At 68.5% G+C, this 19,639-nt stretch carries 24 protein-coding genes; 13 read left to right on the top strand and 11 right to left on the bottom strand.

Translation table 11 applies throughout. The features are described from left to right. Positions 1–14: 14 nt before the first annotated feature. Complete coding sequence (locus VI123_RS05325) at positions 15–479, top strand: hypothetical protein (protein ID WP_336337006.1); 465 nt, start codon at positions 15–17, stop codon at positions 477–479. A 799-nt stretch (positions 480–1,278) separates the two neighbouring features. Here VI123_RS05325 and VI123_RS05320 read toward each other — a convergent pair. From VI123_RS05320 to truD, 3 genes are all read right to left on the bottom strand, one after another. Continuing rightward, positions 1,279–1,941: a ribonuclease H gene (locus VI123_RS05320; RefSeq protein ID WP_336337005.1), complete on the bottom strand. Its 663-nt coding sequence runs from the start codon at positions 1,939–1,941 to the stop codon at positions 1,279–1,281. Positions 1,942–2,348: 407 nt separating this feature from the next. Continuing rightward, positions 2,349–3,044, bottom strand: a complete 696-nt coding sequence (locus VI123_RS05315) for a phosphoribosyltransferase (RefSeq protein WP_336337004.1) — start codon at positions 3,042–3,044, stop codon at positions 2,349–2,351. 72 nt (positions 3,045–3,116) lie between these two features. Next, entirely contained in the window at positions 3,117–4,493 is a 1,377-nt protein-coding gene (gene truD / locus VI123_RS05310; RefSeq protein WP_336337003.1) for a tRNA pseudouridine(13) synthase TruD, read from the bottom strand. Positions 4,494–4,639: 146 nt separating this feature from the next. On the opposite strand from truD, the gene VI123_RS05305 reads away from it, so the two are divergent. Continuing rightward, entirely contained in the window at positions 4,640–4,768 is a 129-nt protein-coding gene (locus VI123_RS05305; protein ID WP_255410195.1) for a hypothetical protein, read from the top strand. Positions 4,769–4,776: 8 nt separating this feature from the next. Here VI123_RS05305 and VI123_RS05300 read toward each other — a convergent pair whose 3' ends face one another. Next, positions 4,777–6,126 (bottom strand): MFS transporter, encoded by a 1,350-nt coding sequence (locus VI123_RS05300; protein WP_336337002.1) that lies wholly within the window; start codon positions 6,124–6,126, stop codon positions 4,777–4,779. Positions 6,127–6,294: 168 nt separating this feature from the next. On the opposite strand from VI123_RS05300, the gene VI123_RS05295 reads away from it, so the two are divergent. Further along, a complete protein-coding gene (locus tag VI123_RS05295) occupies positions 6,295–7,266 on the top strand; it encodes a C-terminal binding protein (protein WP_336337001.1) in 972 nt (323 codons plus the stop codon). A gap of 7 nt (positions 7,267–7,273) precedes the next feature. Here VI123_RS05295 and VI123_RS05290 read toward each other — a convergent pair whose 3' ends face one another. Then, positions 7,274–8,194, bottom strand: a complete 921-nt coding sequence (locus VI123_RS05290) for a thiamine-phosphate synthase family protein (RefSeq protein WP_336337000.1) — start codon at positions 8,192–8,194, stop codon at positions 7,274–7,276. 157 nt (positions 8,195–8,351) lie between these two features. Here VI123_RS05290 and tenA point away from each other — a divergent pair, with 157 nt between their 5' ends. From tenA to VI123_RS05265, 5 genes are read left to right on the top strand one after another with little or no spacing between them, the layout of a single operon-like run. Next, the gene (gene tenA / locus VI123_RS05285; protein ID WP_336336999.1) at positions 8,352–9,011 is read left to right on the top strand and encodes a thiaminase II; all 660 of its coding nucleotides are present in this window, start codon (positions 8,352–8,354) and stop codon (positions 9,009–9,011) included. After that, entirely contained in the window at positions 9,008–9,754 is a 747-nt protein-coding gene (locus VI123_RS05280) for a TenA family protein (RefSeq protein WP_336336998.1), read from the top strand. The genes tenA and VI123_RS05280 overlap by 4 nt, the downstream gene beginning before the upstream one ends. Then, entirely contained in the window at positions 9,755–11,263 is a 1,509-nt protein-coding gene (locus VI123_RS05275) for a sodium:solute symporter family transporter (RefSeq protein WP_336336997.1), read from the top strand. It abuts the gene before it with no gap. Continuing rightward, positions 11,260–11,409, top strand: a complete 150-nt coding sequence (locus VI123_RS05270; protein ID WP_336336996.1) for a hypothetical protein — start codon at positions 11,260–11,262, stop codon at positions 11,407–11,409. The genes VI123_RS05275 and VI123_RS05270 overlap by 4 nt, the downstream gene beginning before the upstream one ends. 41 nt (positions 11,410–11,450) lie before the next feature. Next, positions 11,451–11,846 carry a universal stress protein gene (locus VI123_RS05265; protein WP_336336995.1) on the top strand — a complete coding sequence of 132 codons (396 nt, stop codon included), beginning with the start codon at positions 11,451–11,453 and terminating at the stop codon, positions 11,844–11,846. A gap of 45 nt (positions 11,847–11,891) precedes the next feature. Here the strand turns inward: VI123_RS05265 and psmB are convergent, their stop codons facing one another. From psmB to pth2, 3 genes are all read right to left on the bottom strand, one after another. Further along, positions 11,892–12,584: an archaeal proteasome endopeptidase complex subunit beta gene (gene psmB / locus VI123_RS05260; protein WP_336336994.1), complete on the bottom strand. Its 693-nt coding sequence runs from the start codon at positions 12,582–12,584 to the stop codon at positions 11,892–11,894. Continuing rightward, positions 12,584–13,318: an archaeal proteasome endopeptidase complex subunit alpha gene (gene psmA, locus VI123_RS05255; RefSeq protein ID WP_336336993.1), complete on the bottom strand. Its 735-nt coding sequence runs from the start codon at positions 13,316–13,318 to the stop codon at positions 12,584–12,586. Before psmA ends, psmB begins: the two co-directional genes overlap by 1 nt. A 69-nt stretch (positions 13,319–13,387) precedes the next feature. Continuing rightward, positions 13,388–13,726 (bottom strand): peptidyl-tRNA hydrolase Pth2, encoded by a 339-nt coding sequence (gene pth2 / locus VI123_RS05250; RefSeq protein ID WP_004591375.1) that lies wholly within the window; start codon positions 13,724–13,726, stop codon positions 13,388–13,390. A 98-nt stretch (positions 13,727–13,824) separates the two neighbouring features. Here pth2 and VI123_RS05245 point away from each other — a divergent pair, with 98 nt between their 5' ends. From VI123_RS05245 to VI123_RS05230, 4 genes are all read left to right on the top strand, one after another. Beyond that, positions 13,825–14,547: a Yip1 family protein gene (locus tag VI123_RS05245; protein WP_336336992.1), complete on the top strand. Its 723-nt coding sequence runs from the start codon at positions 13,825–13,827 to the stop codon at positions 14,545–14,547. A 41-nt stretch (positions 14,548–14,588) separates the two neighbouring features. Then, positions 14,589–15,176 (top strand): dCTP deaminase, encoded by a 588-nt coding sequence (gene dcd / locus VI123_RS05240; protein WP_336336991.1) that lies wholly within the window; start codon positions 14,589–14,591, stop codon positions 15,174–15,176. 97 nt (positions 15,177–15,273) lie between these two features. Next, positions 15,274–16,170, top strand: a complete 897-nt coding sequence (locus VI123_RS05235; RefSeq protein WP_336336990.1) for a thiamine-phosphate synthase family protein — start codon at positions 15,274–15,276, stop codon at positions 16,168–16,170. Beyond that, positions 16,167–16,817 carry a class I SAM-dependent methyltransferase gene (locus VI123_RS05230; protein ID WP_336336989.1) on the top strand — a complete coding sequence of 217 codons (651 nt, stop codon included), beginning with the start codon at positions 16,167–16,169 and terminating at the stop codon, positions 16,815–16,817. The genes VI123_RS05235 and VI123_RS05230 overlap by 4 nt, the downstream gene beginning before the upstream one ends. Here the strand turns inward: VI123_RS05230 and VI123_RS05225 are convergent, their stop codons facing one another. From VI123_RS05225 to VI123_RS05215, 3 genes are all read right to left on the bottom strand, one after another. Then, positions 16,818–17,582, bottom strand: coding sequence for a DUF7001 family protein (locus VI123_RS05225; RefSeq protein ID WP_336336988.1), 765 nt, complete (start codon positions 17,580–17,582; stop codon positions 16,818–16,820). Positions 17,583–17,684: 102 nt separating this feature from the next. Continuing rightward, a complete protein-coding gene (locus tag VI123_RS05220) occupies positions 17,685–18,161 on the bottom strand; it encodes an HTH domain-containing protein (protein ID WP_336336987.1) in 477 nt (158 codons plus the stop codon). A 121-nt stretch (positions 18,162–18,282) separates the two neighbouring features. Next, positions 18,283–19,218, bottom strand: a complete 936-nt coding sequence (locus VI123_RS05215) for a sulfide-dependent adenosine diphosphate thiazole synthase (protein ID WP_336336986.1) — start codon at positions 19,216–19,218, stop codon at positions 18,283–18,285. Positions 19,219–19,399: 181 nt separating this feature from the next. Here VI123_RS05215 and VI123_RS05210 point away from each other — a divergent pair, with 181 nt between their 5' ends. Further along, on the top strand, positions 19,400–19,639 hold the full coding sequence (locus tag VI123_RS05210) for a hypothetical protein (protein WP_336336985.1): 240 nt from the start codon (positions 19,400–19,402) through the stop codon (positions 19,637–19,639).

Here is a 19,639-nt window from a genome sequence, read left to right as displayed (position 1 = left end):
AATACTCCGACTGAATGCCCTCTGATCAAAGATTACTCACACCTCTGTTCTGGATGCTTCTTGGATGCTTTTTCATCGGCGGGAGCGCCGTCGTATTCTCAATGATTCCTGTCACGGAGTACACAATCACCGTCGAACCAGCTACTGCAGAAGAGGTCGATCAGATAGACGGACATGACCACTATTACACATTTTCGAATCTCTCTGATAGGGCTCAATCGCTATTCTTGACAGCAAAGAATACCACAAAAGTGACCACCACCAACACGAGTCGCCTCCCACCAGAGTTTGAATATTACGATGATACAACATGGGACACATACGTTCAGCATGATGGCAAATACTACTTAGTGTGGACGTACAGATCTGACTGCCTTGGCTGTCCCATTGCTCAACTCGGGGGCGCACTCATCGGCCTCATCGGGGCCGGGTTTGTTCTGCTCGGACTAATACTTAGATTATTGGGGAGAAAAGCGTAGATTGCTTGGTTCGCAGTCCTACTGTGCAGTCTATTCAGACTATTCTGACTGAAAGCAACACTTGTGGGAATTGTATGATACTCTGATCCGCTTCTATCGAGGGACACAGAGTGGCCCCTCTAAAAGACACGGCGTTCTGGCTCGATGCCGGAACGCGATGTCACGTCTCGCCTCGCCGTTGACCGCGGGTCGGTGGGTGGAGGAAGAGTGCATCGACAACGGCCACAGCGCCAACAAGTGATGCGCCAGCAATTGCCGCCTGAATCGAGAGGTCCAGAACAGCCGCGGCAACGAGTGTGAGGGCGAACACCGCGGGAATGACGGCGAGAACGAAGTCGTGCCGCGTCAGTCGCCGACGCGGCACCAGCTGCTCGAAGAACTGTCCGCCGAAACCATCTGGTCCGTCAGTTCTGGTACTCAACGTAATTCACCTCCCACTGTAAACTATTCTATTTTTACCACTTAAAATTTGGTCAGTATGACGTTTTCCGAACGTACGTGAGAACGTAGCTGATAATCTCCATAAGTTATGAGATAGAGAGACATTGACGAGTATCTGATACAACAGCATGGAGCGGGTCGTTACGGAGCTTTCCACCCGTGAGCGTGCTTTTCTCACCGAAGCGCAGATGTATGTAACTATCCGTAGTGGTCCAGGACGGGTTGGCAAACGCAGATGCAACTGAGCGGTGACAGCGAAGTGGGGAACGGAGCGATAGCGACGAGGTGGAGAAACAGAGCAGTAACCGCGATGTGAGAGAGCTCTTGCGTGTCGCCGGCTTTGGCCGGCCAGGTTCCGTCAGTCCGACGCCCCGCCGCGCTCGGCGCGCGACGGCGGCGGGACGCGTTCGTTTACGGTCGGCGCGTCAGGGAGGACACACCGGTCCGGTTCGCCGTTGACGTGGGCGTACTGGTCAGGTGCGTTCGCCAGCGGATGCGCGGGGTTGCGGTCGCCGGAAATCCGCGCGGCGCGGACCTCGCCGAACCCGTTGATGCGGGCCTGGATGCCGCGCCAGTGTAGCCCCGTCGCCGGCGGGACCGAAACGGCGTGTGGCGGGTCGTAGTCGGAGCCGTGGGCGGCGAGCACCTCCGCGTTCACGTTCTCGGCGAGCTGGTCGTGGTCGATGAGGAGTCCGACGCGGGCGTCGGGCGGCGCCCGTCTCGCCAGCACGTCGAGTCCGAGGTGGAGCGCCCGGTACTCGGCGACGTTGTTGTCGGGACAGGTGTCCGGGACCGACAGCCTGACCACGCGCTCACCGTCGAGGGTCTCGACGACGACACCCAGCCCGCCCGTCGGGCCGTTCGACCCGCTGGCGGTCGATGTCGTGCCGTTGTGGGGTCTGAACGACCCGTCTGTGGCAACGTAGAAGTCTCGATGGTGACTCCGCGGCGGATGCGCGATGTGCGGCGTCGGTGATTCATCGAACAGGTCTCGAAGTGACGGCCGGCCGTAAGCGGCCATAGTTTCCGTTGGGTAAGCAGGGTATTAAATATATTCCCTGGACGGGGGGTGTCCCGGTCCGGCGGTTCGAGCCGGGGCCGGCCCCACGCCGTACTTCGAGTCGGACGTCTCGCGCCGAACCTGTTAGCGGAGCGGAAAGAGTTATACCGACACAGGCCCATGTTACCAACACACATGACCCCGACGAAAATCCGCGAACGACTCGAGGAGTCCGGCGACCGGGTCGACAAAGAGCAGTTCGTCAGCGCGTTAGAGTACGTCCGCGACGACGGCCGTGCCCGCCGCTAGTGGAGCGCCCGACTAGCGACGGACGGCGCTAGCCGTTCGGTTCCGTCGACCCCGGGTGGAGCGACTGCCGTGCCCGTTTCTACAGCGACTGCCGCCGGAGTGAGCGACGCCGCCCCGTCTCAGTCGTCGGCGAGTCGCCAGCCGTCGCCGGCCGCTTCGGCGACGCCGCGCCGTTCCATCTCCGCGGTGACCTCGCCCAGTCGGTCCGGCTGGGCGATTTCCAGGTCCGTGCGGCCAACGCCGTGGTACTCCCGCAGCAGGCGGCGGATGTCGGCTTCCGTGTGCGTCTCCAGGTCGCTCTTTGCCATCACGCCCGCGACGAGCTCGACCATGTCCTCGACGAAGTTCCAGGGGTAGACGACCCAGGTCCACTCGTCGAGGCGCTCGCCGACGAACTCCGGTTCGTGGTCGCTCGTCTGGAGCAACTGGAGCGTCGCCGTTCGGACGCTGCTGGGGTTTCGGTCGCGGACGCACTCGGCGGCCGTCTCGATTGACTGACCGGTGTCGGCGATGTCGTCGACGACCAGCACGTCCTTGCCCTCGACCGCACCGTCGGCCAGCGGGTACTTTATCTGTGCCTCCTCGCCTTTCGCCGCGGTCCCGACGTAGTGCTCGACTTTCAGGCTCGCTAAGTCGTCCAGCCCGAGGAAGTCACAGAGACAGCGCCCGCCGAACCAGCCGCCCCGTGCCAGCGCGACGACCACGTCGGGCTCGAACGCGGCGGCTTTCACGTCGTCGGCCACGTCTCGACAGAGGCTGTAGATGTACTCCCAGTCGGTGATGGTACACGAGAACTCGTCCGGTAGCTCGCCCATACGAGATGGCGTGTGTGGCCGGACTTAACCGTTGCATATTCCGCGTCATTTACCGAGCGCCCGAAGGGCCTGCTATGCGTCCGGGTCGCCCTTGCGGAACTCCCGGAGGAGGACCGTCGCGTAGCTCCCCTTCGGCAACGAGAAGGAGAACGTCAGGTCGTCGCCGGCACGGTCGACGCCGAGGTCGGTCCGGAGCAGTATCGCGCGGCGCGTCCCGTCGCTGTCGAACGCGCCGGGGAGGTCGAAGTCGCCGCGTTCGAGCCCGAGGTCGTCGAGGACCCCGCGGGCGATGTCGCCCGGTTCGCCGCCGCCGAGTTCGGTGTCGGTCCCGACCAGCGGCGCCGTGACGAAGGCCCGCCCGCGCTCGCAGTGGCGCTCGACGGTCGAGAGCCGCTTTGCCGTGACCTCCTGGGTGCGGTCGGCGTCGGGAATCGGGAAGTCCTCGGGGGCGTCGCCGTCCCGGAAACAGACCACGTCGCCCTCGACCGGCCGGTCGAAGGGGAGCCCCCGCTCCAGCCGCTCCGAGAGGATGCGGTTGAAGACGTACGACTGAGCGGCGTTGACGAACAGCGACTGGAGGTTCGACGGCAGGGCCTCCAAGGCGTCGCGGAAGTCCGCCGGCTCCGCTGCCCCGTTCTCGACCAGCCGGTGACAGATGGAGCGTTCGTAGCCCAGCGCCCCCGGGAGCCTGTCCAGCGCGCCGGCCCAGTCGCGGGTTTCGTCGACGTACGCGCGCGCCTCTCGGGTCGACTCCGGTTCGCGCTCGTGGGGGTTCCCGACGTAGGCCAGGACCGCGTCCTCCCACTCGCCGCGGGCGATAGCCAGCCCGACCTCGTGGGTGACCGGCCGGCGCGACCCGAACCGCTGCTGACCGAAGTAGTTGGGCACGCCGACCGTTGTCTCACCGTCCGGGAGGGCGGTTTCGCCGCCCTCGCCCGCGGTCGGGTCGTCCCCGGTGGCGAACGCCTGAAGGTCCGCCACGACGCTCGCGGCGGCGTCGGCGTTCTCGGTCTCCCGGACGACGATTTCGAAGGCGTTGCCGGCCAGGTCGCCAAAGAGGATGGGACGGCCGGCGCGGCCGACGACCTCGATGTCCGTGCCGCCGATTTCCGGCAGGTCCTCGGCCGCGACGCCTTTCACCGAGAACAGCTGGGTCGTGACCGCGCGCTTGTCCTTCGTCCCCGCCCACGACACCCGCTCGCGGGAGATGCCCAGTCGGTCCGATAGCTCGCTGGCGAAGTCGTTGGTCTCCCAGTTGCGAAGCTCCGCCCGGAAGACGAGATGCGGGTACGCGCCGGTGTCGGCGTCGACCGGTTCGGTATCGAACGCCTCCAGTTCCCGGACCCGGAAGTCGGCCGGGGAGGCGCGGAGACGGCCGCCTACCCCGTCGGCGTCGCTGACGTAGTACTCCATGCCGACCGCTCGCTCGATGGGGTGGGCCGCTTGCATTGGTCGACTGTTCGTGGCTCGGCGCTTATGGCTGGCGCTTGCGGACGCGGCGTCGACCCGCGCTGCGGCCGATACCTAGTGTTATCACGGCACACACTGTATCCGTGACCGGGTCGTGGCTGTGCGGGCGACCCGAGAACACCACGATGCCAAAGCTAGCATGTGAGAGCTGTGGCCGGGAGATAACGTTCGACAGGGACGGCCAGGAGTCCCGCGCACCGATGCGGTACTGTCCGCGCTGTGGCGAGGAGTTCCCGCCCCGCGAGGAGTGGTAGACACGGCCCTAGTTGTACGCCTCGAACTCCCGACCGAAGGCGACGAAGTAGGCGACGCCGGCCAGCCCGACGGCGGTAGCGACGCCGAAGGCGAGTTCGGGGCCGGCCCGTAGCGTCGCCTCACCGACGGCGACGACCCACTCGCTGCCGTACAGCCAGCCCCCGAGCGCGGCGCTCGGGATGACCAGCGTGTTCCGAATCAGGTAGTAGGTCCCGGTGACGCGACCGCCGGTGTCCCGTTCGGCGGGGCCGACGATGAGCGCCTTGTGGGCGGGCAGGCCGGCAAACCGCAGTCCCGAGAACGCGAACAGGAGCACCAGGACCCACTGGTCGCCCGGCGCGAAGACGAGCAAGAGCGGGAACACGGCGTAGACGAGAAAGCCCAGTGCGACGGCGGGCTTGAGGCCGGCCCACTCGGAGAGTTTCGCCACGGGGGCCATCGAGAGGATGGCGACGACCATCTCGACGCCGAGCAGGACGCCGAAGAAGGCGTCGGGGCGCAACTGGACGCCGAAGCCGGTGAACCCGACCGAGAGGAACTCCGTGACGACGATGACGAAGAAGACGTACACCATCCCGTTGGCGAAGCGGACGAACGTGTCCGCGACCAGGAGCGGGCGGAGCGTCGCCGGCATCGTCCGCAGGTCGGCGCGTATCTGGTCGATGCCCTCGAAGGACTTCCCGAGCGTGTCCTCGCTGGCGTCGTAGAGGACGTGCTGGGCGACGGTGGCGACGAGGCCACAGGCCAGCGCGACCGCCAGCACGCGCTGGAAGCCCCCGACGAACGTCGCGGTCGTGGCGAGCAGCGCCGCGGCGGCCAGCGGCCCGAGCAGGAAGCCGATGCGGCGGAACACCTCCGTGCTGGCAAACCCCATCGCCAGCCGCTCGGGCGGGACGCTCTGTTTGACGATGGCGAAGGTCGCACCCAGCCCGAAGGACTTCCAAGCCTGTGCCAGAAAGAGGCCGACGAACACGAGCGTCCAGGCCGGCAGCGTCACCGTCCCGAGCGCGATGTCGCCGACGACGGAGGCGAGGTACCAGACGCCGAAGCCGGCCGTCGCAAGCGTCGCGAAGGCGGTCAGCGCCAGCCGCGAGCCGACGCGGTCGGACACCGCCCCGCCGGGGTAGGGGTACACCGCGCTGATGAGGTTCCCGACGCTGCCGTACAGGCCGATGACGCCCGCGCTGGCCCCCAAGAGCCGCATGTACTCGGGGACGTACCGGCTCGTCATCTGGAACGCGAGGCTGAACGCGAGCATGGACAGCGACAACACAAGCACGTCCCGCTCCAGCGCGAAGAACTGCCGGAAGGAGTCGAGCAGGTCCACGTCCTCCTCGGCCCCCGTCTCGGGTGCCATTGTCGGAGCGCAGTTCCGCCAGCAACTTAACGGTCGAAGAAGGGGCAATCGGCCAGAGACCTCGTGGCACAGGTCAGTGCGGACGGTTGACTGCCGAGGGCAGCGAGGTGTGACAGCCCCCCCAGACCCGACGGGTGACTTTATTTCGGGGCCGCGGCAAGCCATGGTATGTCGTATCGAGTCATCGTCTCCGACACCAAGGTGATGGACGAGGAGACGCGGACGGCGGTACTGGACGCGGTCGACGCGACCGTCGAGACGACGGGGGCCAAGGAGCCGGCGGCCGTCGCACGCGCGGTCGACGGCGCGGACGCGCTGGTCGTCGACGCCGGCACGCAGGTCACGGCCGAGGTCGTCGACGCCGCCGACTCGCTCAAAGTGGTGGGTCGGGCCGGCATCGGCGTGGACAACATCGACGTGCGGGCGGCGGTCGACGCCGGCGTGACGGTCGTCAACGTCCCCGCGTACTCCGTCGAGGAGGTATCGACCCACGCGTTCGCGCTCACGCTCGCCTGCCTGCGGAAGATACCGACGTTCGACCGGTCGGTGAAAAGCGGCGAGTGGGAGTGGTCAGTCGGCCAGCCGATGCATCGCATCGCCGGCAGCACCGTCGGCCTCGTCGCCTTCGGCAAACTGGCGAGGCGGTTCGCCGCGAAGCTCCGGGGTTTCGACGTGGACGTAATCGCCTACGACCCGTACGTCCCCGAGTATCGGATGGGCGACCTCGGCGTCGAATCGGTCACGTTGGAGACGCTGCTGGCCGAGTCCGACGTCGTCTCGCTGCACGCGCCGCTGACCGACGAGACGCGGGGGCTGGTCGACGCGGACGCCCTCGACCGCATGGCCGACGACGCGTTGCTCGTGAACACGGCTCGGGGCGGGCTGGTCGACGAGGCGGCGCTGTACGACGCGCTCGTCAGCGGGGACCTCGGCGGGGCCGGACTGGACGTACGCGAGGCCGAGCCTCCGGGGGAGTCGTCGCTGCACGACCTCGACAGCGTCGTCTGCAGCCCCCACGTCGCGTGGTACTCCGAGGAGTCCCGGGTCGAGGTGACAGAGACCGTCGTCGAGGACGTCGTCCGGGCCCTGCGGGGCGAGGAGCCCGAAAACCCCGTCGACCCCGAGACCGGCTGGTTCTGACGGCGGACTACGCGCCGGCCGCGTCGAGGAGGTCGACCGCGAACTCGGCGGCCTCGTCCGCCGTCTCGCCGAAGACGTAGGTTATCGGTTCGATACCGAACGCGCCGGTGTGGTAGATGACCCGGGGGACCGCGCTCCGCTCCCGGAACGCCGCTTCGAGGCGGTCGGCCCGGTCCTCGTAGCCGGCGTCGAACTCCAGCGGCTCGACGCCCCGTTCGCGGGCCGCATCGAGGACCGCCTCGTCGGTCACGAGATTGAGCGCCGCCCGGCGCGTGGGGTCGACCGCAGACGCGGCCAGAATCGTCCGGGCGACGTGTTCCGACGCCCCGAACTCCGGGTTCGACGGGACGTTGACCCGCCCCCGGAGGTCGTGAATCCGTCCGGGGACCGCCGCCACGTCGAGGGCGTCCTCGGCGTCCGGCAGGGCCATGCCGACGTTCATCCCCACGTTCGGGATGGCGTCGACGACGGCGCTGTCCGCCAGCAGGCGGGTCGCCCGCCGGACCGACGACAGGACAGCCCGCTCCTCCAGCACCGCGGTGTCGGTCCCGCGAACGCAGAGGTCACAGCCCAGCCCCCGTAGCGCCGGCATCTCCTCCTCGTGGACCGCACAGATGGGGCCGCGGTCCTCGAACTCCCGGACCAGCGCGAGCAGTTCGCCGAGCACCGCGTACTCGTCCATCTCGCCCGCGGCCAGGCCGTCGGCGATGCGCTCGATGGTCTGTCGCATCCGGGCGTCCTCCCGGAACCGCTCCTCGACGGTGACCGAGCCGCTGGCGTACTTGCTCACCGCGGCCTGTGTCACCCCGAGCTGGTCGGCGATGTCCTGCTGGGTCCACCCCTTCTCGTCGAGCTCCGTCGCGAGCATCGCCCGGGCGGTCGGGAGGAACCGCTCGACCACGATTTCGCTCGGCAACTGCAGTGTCATTGCCGGGAGTGAGGGTCGTGGTTCGCTTAGCAGTTGGGACTGTGCAACGAAGGTCGCCCACAGCCGGGCCGGCCGTCGGGCACCCCCCGCCGCGCGCTGTACAACCAAGTTGTATTAGCAGGATATAATACGCAGGGCCGCGTCGCGTCGACTACCAATGGCGTTCAGCGACCACCTGCTCGACATCGGCGAAAGCATCTGGGCGGCACAGAAGGCGCACCCGTTCGTCACCGAACTGGCCCACGGGACGCTCGACGAGTCGGCGTTCGAGCACTGGGTGAAACAGGACTACCGGTACCTGCAGGACTACGCGCGACTGTTCGCGCTCGCGGGGGCGACGGCGCGCGACGAGTCGACGATGGCGCACCTGCTCGGCGTCGCCCACCAAGTGCTCGACACCGAGATGGACCTCCACCGGGAGTTCGCGGCCGACTACGGCGTCTCCGAGGCCGACCTGGAGTCGACCGAGAAGGCCCCGACCTGTCTGGCGTACACGAACTTCCTCGTCCGGACGGCCTACGAGGGCCACGAGGCCGAAATCGCCGCGGCGCTGTACCCCTGCATGCAGGGCTACCTCGACGTGGCCGCCCACATGGCCGACCTGGCCGAGGAGGAGCACCGCTACACGCCGTTCATCGAGCAGTACACCGGCGCGGAGTTCCGCGAGGCGACCGAGTGGTGTCGGGCCTACGTCGACCGCTGTGGCGAGCGCTATCCCGGCCAGCACGACGCCATGGAGGCGGCGTTCCTGACGAGCGCGAAGCTCGAACACCGGTTCTGGGAGATGGCCTACACGCGGGAGGGGTGGGCGCTATGACGACCGAGGCGTACGCGGCCTACGCCGACCGCGTCACGGACCCCCAGTTCACCGATTGGCTCCGCGAGCGGAATCAGCCCGACTGGGACGCCGCCGTCGGGCACCGATTCGTCGAAGAACTCGGGGCCGGCACGCTCGACGAGGGCGCGTTCGCACACTACCTGGTGCAGGACTACGCCTTCGTCGGCGAACTCGTCGGGACGTTCGGCCACGCGGTCGGACAGGCTCCGGACATGGCGGCCAAGCGCCGCCTCGTCGAGTTCCTCGATACCGTGACCGACGAGGAAGACGACTACTTCGAGCGCTCCTTCGCGGCGCTGGGGGTCGACGAACCGGACTGGCAGGACCCCGAGCCGACGCCGACGACGGCGGCGTTCGTCGACCTGCTGGGCCGGGCCGCGCGGGAGGGCGGCTACGCGGAGACGCTGGCCGTGCTCGTCCCCGCCGAGTGGATATACGAGTCGTGGGCGACGGCGGCCGCCGCGGCGCACGGCGACCCGGGCGGCCCGCCCAGCGCCGGGACGGGGCTGCCCTTCTACTTCGCCGAGTGGGTGGACCTCCACGCGGTCGAGCCGTTCGTCGCGTTCGTCGACTGGCTCCGGGGCGAACTCGACGCCGTCGGCCCGACGCTCTCGCCGCGGCGGGCGGCCCGCGTCGCGTCGCTGTTCGAGCGCACGGTCGCGCTCGAACGGCAGTTCTTCGAGACGGCCTACGACGCGGCCGACAGCGAGGTGAGCCCGTAGATGGTCTCCTCGACCGTGGCGCTCGGCCTGACCGCGGCCACAGTCCTCGTGTTCACCGGCGTCGGCCTCCTGGCCGCGCGCGGCCGCATCGACTCGGTGGAGTCGTACATCTCGGCGCGTGACTCGGCCGGCAGCGGGACCCTCGCCGCGACGGTCATCGCGTCGATGATGGGCGTCTGGATTCTGCTGAGCCCAGCCGAGGCCGGGGCCGCTTTCGGCGGGTTGCCCGCCGTCCTGGGCTACGCCATCGGCAGCGCGATTCCGCTCGCGCTCTTCGTGCCGGTCGGCGCTCGCATCCGCGAGGTGATGCCCGCGGGCCACTCGCTGACCGAGTTCGCCTACGCCCGCTTTGGCACCGGGATGTACCTGCTCGTCCTGGTCGTCTCGGTGTTCTACATGTTCATCTTCCTCGCCGCGGAGATGACCGGCATCGCCGGCGCGCTCGCGCTCGTCGCGGACGTGCCGCTCTGGCAGACCTCGCTGCTCGTCGGGGGGTTCGTCCTCGTCTACACGACCTACGGCGGCCTGCTCGCCAGCATCGTCACCGACACCGTCCAGACGCTGGTCATCCTGCCGCTCCTGGCCGTCGGCTTCGGCGGCGCGCTGCTCTCGCTGGGCGGGACGAGCGGGCTCCACGCGACGGTGGTGTCGGCCGACCCGACGCTGCTCGACCCCGGGTTCGGTCCCGGACTGGAGTTCGGCCTGTACGTCGCGTTCGCCCTCCTCGGTGCGAACATGCTGAACCAGGGCGTCTGGCAGCGGGTGTACGCCGCCGACGGCGAACGCACCTTGCGGCGCGGGCTGGGCATCGCCGCCGTCGTGGTCGTCCCGATGCTCCTGCTCTCCGGGCTGTTCGGCATCGCCGCGGCGGGGCTCGGCCTCACCGAATCGGGCTCCGCGAGCATCGCCTTCTTCCTCGTGGTCGCGAAGGCGTTCCCCGCGTGGGTGACCCTCGCCGTCGTCGTCCTCGCCGTGTTGCTGGTGATGAGCTCCGCCGACACGATGTTCAACGCCATCGCCAGCGTCGTCACCGCCGACCTCGCCCGACTGCTCGACGACCCCGACCAGCGGACCCTCTGGCTGGGCGGGCGCGGGCTGACAGTCGGCGTCGCCCTCGCCGCGATGGCCATCGGCGCACAGGGGTACAGCGTCCTCCAGTTGTTCCTGACTGCCGACCTGCTGGCCGCCGCTGTCTTCGTCCCGTTCCTCGCCGGTCTCTACACCGAGCGGCTCACCGGCCCGGGCGCGATGGTCTCGGGGGTCGCCGGCCTGGTCGTCGGCTTCGCGTACTTCCCGTCGCTGCGTGGCCTGGTCACAACAGTCCCGGTCGTCGGCAGCGTCCTCCCAGCGCCGTCGTTCCTGACCGCCTTCGCCGGCGCGACGCTGGTCTCGGCCGCACTCACCGCCGTGGCGACGCTACTGGGCGGGGCCGACGCCGACCTCGACGACCTCGGTCGGGAGGTCCGGGCGCTCGACGACCCGGTGGCCGACGGGGGGTCCGAGCGATGACCGCGACAGCCGCGCTTCCCCTCGCCGCGCTGGGCTCGACGGCCTTCGGGGCGCTCGTCTGGGGGTCGATACTGCTCGTCCTCGCGGTCTTTCTGGCGGTCTGCTGGCTGGTCGTCACGGAGGGACACTCAAATGCGAATTGGTAACTAGAACCACACTTATAACGGCGGCGGTCGCACCTCGGCGTATGCAGACCTTCGTGCTCGCGACGAACTCCGAGACAGTCAGCGAAACGCTGTGTTCGTACCTCGAAGGGGTGCTTGACCCCGACGACAGCGTCTACGCGGTCAACTCCCAGCGCGGCGGCGACAGCACGTCGTCGGCGGCGGTCGCCGACGGGAAGGCCGCGCTCGAAGTCGTCTCGGACCGACTGGGCGACCTGGTGTCCGTAGAGACCTACCAGATAATCCGGGGCAACAGTCCCGCGACGGACATCTTCGACATCGCGGCGGAGGTCGACGCCGACGAACTCGTCATCGGCGTCCGCAAGCGGAGCCAGACTGACCGGCTCATCTTCGGCAGCGTCGCACAGGACATCATGCGGCAGTCAGAGTATCCGATGCGGGTCGTGCCGCGCGAGTAGGGACTACCCGACGGCACCCGAAAAAGCCGACGCGGGACGGCCGGATTACTCGGCCGACTCGTAGTCGTCGAAGGCGTCGACCTCGACGCCCTCGACGGTGATTTCGGCGATGACGACGCCGTTGCCGGAGCCGGTGTCACGCTCGGCCGCGGCGTTGACGGCGCGGATGGCCAGCGAGCGGGCCTCGTCGAGGCTCATCTCGGGGTCGTACTGTCCCTCGATGGTCCCCGTCGCGACCATCGTCCCGGAGCCGGTGACGGTGTAGTCGTCCTGGAGGACGCCGCCGGCCGGGTCGACGCTGTAGACGTGGCTCCCCTCCTCGTCGACGCCGCCCACGATTGGGTTGATGGCGAAGTACGGGCCGCCGCGGGCGAAGTTGCCCGCGAGCGTCGCCAGCGCGTGGATCGAGAGCGGTTCGTTCCGGCGGACCTCATAGAGGTCTGCCTCGGCCCGCAGGGAGCGGATGAACGACTGCGCGCCACCGACGCTGCCGACCAGCGTCATCGCGGCCGTCGGGTGAATCTGCTCGACCTTCGTGACCTGCTTGTTCGAGACGAAGCGCCCGCCCAGCGACGCGCGCCGGTCCGTGGCGATGATGACGCCGTCCTCGGTCGAGAGGCCGACGGTCGTGGTCCCGGTCTTGACGACGTTCTCCTCGTCGCGGCCCTCGCTCTCGTTGGGGAGGGTCCCGACCTCGGGCTCGTAGGCGTCGGTCAGCCGGTTCTCGGGGTCGTACATCAGTTCTCACCTCCGAGTTCGAACTCTTCGAGGCGCTCGGCGATGTCCTCCTCCGAGAGCTTCTGGAACTGCTCGGTCTCCACGTCGATGGTGGCGATGTCGACGCCCGTCGCGTCGAGACCGTCGTCGTTGACCGACGCGAGCGCGCGGAGCGCGAGTTCGATGCCGCCTTCGAGGTCCATCTCCTCGGCGTACTCGTCTTCGAGGAACGACTGGATGTCCTCGCGCGAGCCGCCGATGGCGACGGCCTGCCACTCGTAGGGGGTCCCCGACGGGTCCGTCTCGAACAGCCGCGGCTGGCCGTCCTCGATGCCCGCGACGAGCAGCGCGACACCGAACGGGCGCGCGCCGCCCGTCTGGGTGTACTGCTGGATGTAGTCCGTGATTTCCTTGGTCAGCGACTCGACGGAGGCCGGCTCGTCGTAGCGCAGGCGGTTGACCTGGGCCTGGCGGCGCGCCACGTCGATGAGCTGGCGCGCGTCGGCCACGTGGCCGGCGCTGGCGACGCCGACGTGGGAGTCGATCTCGTGAATCTTCTCGATGCTGTCGCGCTCGATGAGCGGCGACCGGGCGTGGCGGTCTGCGGCGATGACCACGCCGTCCTCGGTGCGGACCCCCACGCTGGCGGTTCCGCGCTTGACGGCTTCTCGTGCGTACTCGACCTGATAGAGGCGTCCGTCCGGGGAGAAGATGGTTATCCCGCGGTCGTAGGCCTGTTGTTCGTTTCCTTGCATGATGTATCGTGTTGTTGTTCACCTGAGGTTAGGGTTGCTCTTATATAACCGTATCGCGGGCCGCTGCCCTCAGAACAGCGGCAGGTCGCCGGTGACGCGGTCCACCAGCTCGTCCTCGGCGGGGCCGACGGCGAGCGCCGTGACGGTTCCCGGGTCGAGCTGTGTGTGGCCGGCGTCCCGGACGACCGCATGCGGCAGGCCTTCGCGCTCGGCCACGTCCGCGAGTTCGAACAGCTCGGACTCGCTCGTGGCTTTCAGGACGACTTTCTTCTGGCCCGCGCCCTTCCAGGCTTTCCGGGGCTTCGGGCCGGCGTCCTCGTAGGCCGACAGCGAGGCGTGGGCGACCTGGGCGGCGAGTTTGCCCTCGCCCATACCGATATCGGCCCGCGCGACGATAGCCTGCTTCATACGGTTACATGGCCACCCGTACTTAAACTCCCGTCGGACTCCCTTCACGGTTGCACATACCACAGAGTACATACGCCGTGGCCGAGCACACCCCGGGGATGCCCTCCACCATCCGAACCGCCCTCCTGCGCCCCGGGGCGTTCTTCGAACAGCGGCGCGACGACCTCGGCGGCGTTCGCGGGGCGGGGCTCGCGCTCGGCGCTGCCGTGGCCCTGACAACCGTCGGTGGACTCGCGCTCCGCCTGTTTTCCGCCCAGTTCACCGGAACAACGGAGATAGACAACCCGGCGCGCCCGCCCGACCAGTTCTGCGAGGACGGCGGCGTCGGCGGGATGACTGTCGCCGGCTGTGACGAACCGGCGACGCAGACCGTCGAAATCGGGGCCCTCCTCTGGGACCAGGCCGCCGAGCTACTCCCCGCTCTCCTCGTCGGCCTCGTCGTCGTCTGGTTCGGCCTCGCCGTCGTCCTGTACGTCGGCGCGAAAACCGCTGGCGGCTCGGCCGGGTTCGGGGCGACACTGGAGGTGACTGGCTGGGGGCTGCTCCCCTCGGTCGTCGGCGCTGCCATCGGCGGGGCGGCGCTCGTCGGGTTCGCCGCCCGGGCGGATTTCGCCGCTACCTCGCCACAGGTGCTGCTCGAACAGGTCCGGACTCTGCAGACAGGCCTCTCCGGTCTCACCTTCCTCGCGGTACAGGTCGGCACCGCGGCCTGGCAGGCGTACGTGTGGGCCGGCGGCCTCCGCGTCGTCCACGGAATCGGCAGGTACGCCGCGGTCACCATCGCCGTCGTCGCCGCGACGCTGCCCGTGCTGGCCTCCTGAGAACCGGGAGGTTTAGGCCCGCGGCCGCAAACGCCACTCTCATGATACTCTCCGATGCGGACATCCTGCGACGGCTGGAACAGGGTGACCTCGTCGTCGAACCGCTCGACGACCCGGACATCCAGATTCAGCCGGCCAGCATCGACCTCCGGCTCGGCCGGGAGTTCCTGGAGTTCCAGCACGCCAACATCCCCTGTATCCACCCGAACTCCGAGGACGAGGTCGCCGACTACGTCGAGGAGACCGTCATCGAGGAGGGCGGGGAGTTCATCCTCCACCCCGGCGACTTCGTGCTGGGGACGACCCACGAGCGCGTCGCCATCCCCGACGACCTCATCGCCCACGTCGAGGGGCGGTCGTCACTGGGCCGGCTGGCGATTGTGGTACACGCGACCGCCGGACTGTGTGACCCCGGCTACGAGGGACAAATCACGCTCGAACTGTCGAACCTCGGCACCGCGCCGGTGGCGCTGACGCCGGGGATGCGAATCTCCCAGCTCACCTTCACGGAACTCAAGACGCCCGCCGACCGGCCCTACGGGGCCGAGCGCGGCTCGAAGTACCAGGGTCAGTCCGGGCCGCAGGCGAGCAAGATACAGGGCGACCGCGAGTTCGGAGGCGAGCAGTGATGCCCGCGACGCGTGGTATCACGGTATCGGTGAGAACCGAGGTCGAGTTCGGAGGCGACCAATGAGCGGGACAGCGGTCGGCGGAGGGCGACGATAGATGCGGTTCATCGAGGAAATCGTCGTCGACGACTTCCTGCCGACGTTCCGCTCGCTGCTGGCCGACGCCCTGCGGGAGCGTGGCCTGACCCAGTCGGAAGTTGCGGACCTGCTGGGCATCAGCCAGAGCGCGGTCTCGAAGTACGTCCACGGCGACGTGGCGCGCCACGACGACCTGCTGGCCCACCGCGGGCTGGCGGAGCTGGTCGAGCGGCTTGCCGACGGGCTGGCCGACGGCGACATGAGCCCCGTCCAGGCGCTGGTCGAGACGGAGGTGTTCGTCCGCGAACTCGAACACGGCGGCGTCCTCGCGCAGTTACACGAGGAGGCGGTCCCGGAGCTGGGTGAGTACGACGACGAGTTCGCCGTCCACGACCCGGACTCGCAGTTGCGGTCGGCCGAGCGGACGCTCGCGTCCGTGCGGCGCGGGCTCTCGGTGCTGGAAAACACCAGCGGGTTCGCGACGCTCATCCCGGCGGTCGGGTCGAACCTCGTCCAGTGTCTCCCCGAGGCCGAGAGCATCGAGGACGTGGCCGCCGTCCCGGGGCGGATTCTCGACGTGAAGGGGCGGGCGACTATCCCGGCTGACCCCGAGTTCGGCGTCAGCGAGCACGTCGCGACGCTGTTGCTGGCGGCACGGACCGCCGGGAGCGACGCCCGCGCCGTACTGAACGTCCGGTACGACGAGGCCGTCGTGGCCGCGCTGCGGGACGAGGGCCTGACCGCCGTCGAGTTCGACGCCGAGGAGCGCGTCGAACCGGCCGTTGCGGCCGCTCTGGCCGAGGACCCGGGCGTCGACGTCCTCTATCACACCGGCGCGATGGGTATCGAGCCGGTAGTGTACCTGCTCGGGGACGACGCCGTGTCGGTCGCCGAGACGGCGCGCGAAATCCTGTGACCGACGCGCAGTCGTTCTACGGCCGCTGGGCGCGGGTGTACGACTGGCTGGCGAGCGTGCCGGGCGTGGCCTCCTGGCGCGACCGGACGGCGGCCGCGCTGGCGCTCGACCCCGGCGACACCGTCGTCGAGATGGGGTGTGGCACGGGCGCGAACGTGCCGGCGCTCCGCGAGCGGGTCGGGCCGGCGGGGCGCATCGTCGGCGTCGACGTGACTCGGGAGATGCTCGACCGCGCACGCGACCGTCCCGCGCGAACGGGCGGGAGCGTCCACTACGTGCAGGCGGATGCGTCCCGACCGCCGGTCCGGGGGGCAGACGCCGTGCTGGCGACGTTCGTCGCCGGTATCTTCGAGGACCCCGCGGCGGCGGTCGACGCGTGGTGTGACTGCGTCGCCTCGGGGGGTCGCGTCGCACTGTTGAATTTCCAGCGGAGCCAGAGCGCCCTCGCTGCGCCACTGAATCTCGCGTTCGAGGGGTTCGTCCGGCTCTCCGCGCCGGGGACGCGGCTCTCGACGCGGTCACACGCCAGCGCGTTCGAACGGCGGGTCCGGGCGGCCCGCGAGCGGCTGACCGCGCGGACAGTCGACAGGCGCTACGAGACGATGGCGGGCGGGTTCGTCGGCCTGCTGAGCGGGACCGTCACGTAGTCACGCCGGCCGGTAGCGCTCCGCGTGACGGGGACAGAACTCGGGCTCCCGGAGCTGTGCGGCGACGACGCCGGGCTGGCGGTGTGGGTTGTGGAGCCGGCAGGCCTCGTCGTCGCAGAACGTCTCGCCGGTGTCGAGGTAGTGGTAGGCCTGCAGGACGTAGCCCTTGAGCGCCTCGGTCGTCCGGGGGTCGTCCTCGACCAGAAACGCCCCCTCGACCTCGTTTTCGAGCACCTCGCGGGGCGGTGCCCCGCCGGAGAGCAGGGCGTGTCGCTGCTGTTCCTTGTAGTACTGCTCCGGCTTTGCGGGGGCCTCGTACAGCCCCGGCACCGAGACGACCGCGGGCTGGCCGAGGACGGTGACGCGCTTGTGCCAGCGGCCGTCGTGGTCGCCCCAGGTCCCGACGACGCGGTCCAGCAGCGGGACGTGGAGGTGGTCCAGCGACCGCTCGGCCTCGGGGAGTCGCTCGTGGAGCGCCCGCTGGACGGCCAGCCCGTCGTAGATGACGCCACCGGCCCGTTCGGGCGAGTCCAGCGCTCGCTCCTCGTAACGAACGATGCCGAGCATCGTGTTCCCGGTCTCGCGGTCGTAGGGCGAGAGCACCCGCGCCCGTGCGAACGATTCCGCCAGTTCCGAATCGCCGTGCCGCGAGAGAAACCGGTCCCGGACGGAGACGGCAGCCTCGACCCGCGCGCCGAGCCAGTCGGCGACAGTCGCGGCGTCGACGACCGTCGTCGGGGCACGGTACAGCGTGACAGACTCCATGGTATTCAACGGTGGTACCGGCCAGTGATATCAGTTACGTATCGGGATTTGCACCGGCCACCGGGACCGGCAGAGCGGAGGGTGGGACCGGTCGGTGGCGCGTCACGACCCCGCGTCGTGGGGGAGCGTGGGCGGGTCCGCCGTCAGCGCGTCGATGCAGTCGGTGACCGACCACGTCCTCTCGCCGTCGCTACACGGGTAGACCCCGGCCAGGTCGCCGTCCGCGTAGACGGCGACGGCAATCATCGGCAGGCGCAGTACCTCCGTGCTCCCGCCGACCAGCAGCGACGAGGTCCGTGTCTCGAAGGGCGGTCGGAGGCTCAGCCCGCGTTCCTGTGCCCACTGCTCGTACCGGTCGATGGTCGCCAGCACCTCGCCGTGCTCGCTCTCCGGGTCGACCGGGACCTCCTCGGGCCACGTCTGTACCTCGAAGTCGTCGACGACTCCCGCCGCCGCGAGTTCCGTGAACCGGTCGATAGCTGTCGTCCGTGGGCCACAGACCGGACGTCGACTCCAGAGCTGGACCGCGAGCTCGCCGCCGACCGACTCGTTGTCGCTCCGCTGCATCTCTTCGGACATTGGTTGTCAATCCCTAGCATCTCTGCACTACTATCGCTTAATTGTTGGTTTGGACGCGATATTTCGGCCCGAATATGCAAGCAAGCGCGAAAAAGTTGGGCAGTTAAAATTCTGGAGAGCGTCAGTCGTCAGCGGGTGTCGCGGCGTCGCGACTGGTGATGTCGACGGGGTCGGCGTCGACCTCCAGTTCGTCCAGCGCAACCTGCGCGGCGCGCTTCCCGGAGACCAGCATCGCGCCGAACGTCGGCCCCATGCGCGGGAGGCCGTAGGTCGTCGCCGTGGCCATGCCGGTGACGACGAGGCCGTCGTGGGCGAGGCCGGTGTGTTCGACGACGGCGTCCTCGCTCTCGCCGACCCACATCGAGTCGTGGCCGGGCGAGTCGTGGCCGGGCGCGCCGTAGGTGTCGTCGTCGGTCTGGTCCATGCCGCTGGCCTCGTCTTCGAGGCCCGGCGCGTTCAGGACGCCGCGCTCGTCGAGTTTCTTGACGGCCATCGCGTCGTGGCCCGTCGCGTCGATGACGAGGTCGGCCTCGACGGCGATGGGATCGACGCAGGTGATTTCGCGGGGCAGCGCGTGGACCGGCGTCCAGTTCATCACGATACCGCCGACGCGGTGGTCCTCGCGGATGACGATGTCGGTGAACTCCGTCATGTTCTGCATCTTCGCGCCGGCGTCGCAGGCGGCCTTGATGAGCCCCGAACAGGCCTCCGGCCCGTTGGCGACGTACAGTCCCTCGCTGTCCTTGGACTGCTTGTGGTCCACGTCGAGTTCGTCCAGCACCTGCTGGGCCGGGTCCCGTACCGTGACCTTGTTCATGAGGAAGCCGCCGAGCCAGAAGCCGCCGCCGAGGTAGTTGTTCTTCTCGACGACCATCACCTGGACACCGCGCTCGGCGAGTTCCTTCGCGGCCATCAGCCCCGAGGGGCCGCCCCCGACGATGATGACGTCGGAGTCCGAGAAGTCCATGAACTCCTCGGTCCACTCCTGGCCGATTGCGCGTGTGACTTCCGCCTCGCCGACGTCGCTGAACTGCTCGAAGGAGTCTGAATCGGTCATACCACCTAGTGATATCTTTCGGTGGTACAAAACCGTTCTGGTACTGTGACCCACGTGAGCGACGGCTCGGTCGGCACTCGCAGCTATTCCAGGTCCGTAGCCCCGTCGCGGTCAGCACGTCGGACTCCCCGTCGGGCTGGCAGACGGCCCACCGCGAGCGGTCCACGCCGTCGGGAAACAGGTGCTCGGGGACCAGCGGCATCGGTACGGGCGGGTAGCCGCCCCGTCGCATCGCCGTCGGGCCGGGGAACCGCGCGGCCACGCCCTCGCCGTCGGTCACTTCGAACCGGCCGTCGTCGGCCCGGTGGTAGGCGTGCCGGAAGGCGTGACGGCCGGCGTTCGCCAGCGCGTCGACGTGTTCGAGGACGGCGACCACCTCGGTTCCGACGCCCAGTTCCAGCCGGAGCCGGTCCCGGGATAG

It is taken from the genome of Haloarcula sp. DT43 (assembly GCF_037078405.1).
GTDB lineage: Archaea > Halobacteriota > Halobacteria > Halobacteriales > Haloarculaceae > Haloarcula > Haloarcula brevis.
Note: the sequence above shows the minus strand (reverse complement) of the source record. Positions and strands in the feature narration are given on the sequence as shown.

Coding starts and splice junctions, on each gene's coding strand:
- truD (WP_336337003.1), bottom strand. CDS start 4,493: ATGCAAGCGGCCCACCCCATCGAGCGAGCGGTCGGCATGGAGTACTAC.
- VI123_RS05300 (WP_336337002.1), bottom strand. CDS start 6,126: ATGGCACCCGAGACGGGGGCCGAGGAGGACGTGGACCTGCTCGACTCC.
- VI123_RS05225 (WP_336336988.1), bottom strand. CDS start 17,582: ATGGAGTCTGTCACGCTGTACCGTGCCCCGACGACGGTCGTCGACGCC.
- VI123_RS05325 (WP_336337006.1), top strand. CDS start 15: ATGCCCTCTGATCAAAGATTACTCACACCTCTGTTCTGGATGCTTCTT.
- VI123_RS05320 (WP_336337005.1), bottom strand. CDS start 1,941: ATGGCCGCTTACGGCCGGCCGTCACTTCGAGACCTGTTCGATGAATCA.
- VI123_RS05280 (WP_336336998.1), top strand. CDS start 9,008: ATGACGACCGAGGCGTACGCGGCCTACGCCGACCGCGTCACGGACCCC.
- VI123_RS05245 (WP_336336992.1), top strand. CDS start 13,825: ATGCCCTCCACCATCCGAACCGCCCTCCTGCGCCCCGGGGCGTTCTTC.
- pth2 (WP_004591375.1), bottom strand. CDS start 13,726: ATGAAGCAGGCTATCGTCGCGCGGGCCGATATCGGTATGGGCGAGGGC.
- tenA (WP_336336999.1), top strand. CDS start 8,352: ATGGCGTTCAGCGACCACCTGCTCGACATCGGCGAAAGCATCTGGGCG.
- VI123_RS05315 (WP_336337004.1), bottom strand. CDS start 3,044: ATGGGCGAGCTACCGGACGAGTTCTCGTGTACCATCACCGACTGGGAG.
- VI123_RS05265 (WP_336336995.1), top strand. CDS start 11,451: ATGCAGACCTTCGTGCTCGCGACGAACTCCGAGACAGTCAGCGAAACG.
- VI123_RS05270 (WP_336336996.1), top strand. CDS start 11,260: ATGACCGCGACAGCCGCGCTTCCCCTCGCCGCGCTGGGCTCGACGGCC.
- dcd (WP_336336991.1), top strand. CDS start 14,589: ATGATACTCTCCGATGCGGACATCCTGCGACGGCTGGAACAGGGTGAC.
- VI123_RS05215 (WP_336336986.1), bottom strand. CDS start 19,218: ATGACCGATTCAGACTCCTTCGAGCAGTTCAGCGACGTCGGCGAGGCG.
- VI123_RS05275 (WP_336336997.1), top strand. CDS start 9,755: ATGGTCTCCTCGACCGTGGCGCTCGGCCTGACCGCGGCCACAGTCCTC.
- VI123_RS05295 (WP_336337001.1), top strand. CDS start 6,295: ATGTCGTATCGAGTCATCGTCTCCGACACCAAGGTGATGGACGAGGAG.
- psmA (WP_336336993.1), bottom strand. CDS start 13,318: ATGCAAGGAAACGAACAACAGGCCTACGACCGCGGGATAACCATCTTC.
- psmB (WP_336336994.1), bottom strand. CDS start 12,584: ATGTACGACCCCGAGAACCGGCTGACCGACGCCTACGAGCCCGAGGTC.
- VI123_RS05305 (WP_255410195.1), top strand. CDS start 4,640: ATGCCAAAGCTAGCATGTGAGAGCTGTGGCCGGGAGATAACGTTCGAC.
- VI123_RS05290 (WP_336337000.1), bottom strand. CDS start 8,194: ATGACACTGCAGTTGCCGAGCGAAATCGTGGTCGAGCGGTTCCTCCCG.
- VI123_RS05235 (WP_336336990.1), top strand. CDS start 15,274: ATGCGGTTCATCGAGGAAATCGTCGTCGACGACTTCCTGCCGACGTTC.
- VI123_RS05220 (WP_336336987.1), bottom strand. CDS start 18,161: ATGTCCGAAGAGATGCAGCGGAGCGACAACGAGTCGGTCGGCGGCGAG.